The sequence below is a fragment of the Kitasatospora sp. NPDC057738 genome, from assembly GCF_042798815.1.
Classification (GTDB): Bacteria; Actinomycetota; Actinomycetes; order Streptomycetales; family Streptomycetaceae; genus Kitasatospora; species Kitasatospora lactacystinica.
The window spans coordinates 1-1,016 of record NZ_JBHVJT010000172.1; the positions used below are offsets into that span (position 1 = coordinate 1).

Below are 1,016 nucleotides of genomic sequence, written 5' to 3' on the forward strand. Positions count from 1 at the left end.
CCGCTGCGTGCCGAGGAGAGATGACCGGTCAGCTCACTGGCCTGCTCCCACAGGCCCCACGCCAGCGACTGGCCGGCCCGGCCGGAGGCCGTGCGACGGGCCGCCAGCGCGTCCAGGAAGGCGTTCGCGGCCGCGTAGTTGGCCTGCCCACCCGAACCGAACGTCGCCGCCACCGACGAGTACAGCACGAACAACGGCAGCTCCAGATCCGCCGTCAACTCGTCCAGGTTCACCGCCGCGTCCACCTTCGGACGCAGCACCGCCGCCAGACGCTCCGGCGTCAGGGCGCCGAACACCCCGTCGTCCAGCACACCCGCCGCATGCACCACACCCGTCAACGGACGGGAAAGACCGTCCAGCACCCGCGCCAGGGCCGTACGGTCGGCCGCGTCGCACGCGACCACGTCCGCCTCGGCACCCAACTCGCCCAAATCGGCGAGCAGTTCGCTCACCGCCGGACTGTCCGCGCCACGACGGCTCAACAGGGTCAGATGCCGCACACCGTGCACGGCCGCCAGGTGCCGGGCCAACAGCCCGCCCAGCGTCCCCGTACCACCCGTGATCAGCACCGTGCCACCGGCATCCAACTCCACCGGAGTCTCCGCCAGTTGCAGGGAAGAGGCCCGCACCAGACGCGGCACCGACACCTCGCCACCCCGGATCGCCACCTGCGGCTCACCACCGACGACCACCGCCGGCCACAACTCCACCGAACCGACCAGCGGATCCACATCCGGATCCAGATCCACCAGCACGATCCGGTCCGGGTTCTCCGTCTGCGCCGAACGCAACAGACCCCACACCGCCGCCTGCACCGGATCAGCCCCACCAGCGGCAGGAACCGCAACCGCCCCACGCGTCAGCACCACCAGGCGCGAAGAGCCGAAACGCTCCTCCGCCAACCACTCCTGCACCACACCCAGCACCCGGGCCGTCAACGCATACACATCGCCCTCGACCGGCACCGGCAGCACCACCACCGGCGGCACCGCCAACCCACCGGCCTCCAACTCCCC

1 protein-coding gene is annotated in these 1,016 nt (G+C 71.2%); it reads right to left on the reverse strand.

Annotated elements, in window-relative coordinates:
• The coding region (locus tag ACFVGO_RS39400) for a beta-ketoacyl reductase (RefSeq protein WP_380636969.1) at window positions 1–1,016 on the reverse strand (1,016 nt) is incomplete at both ends.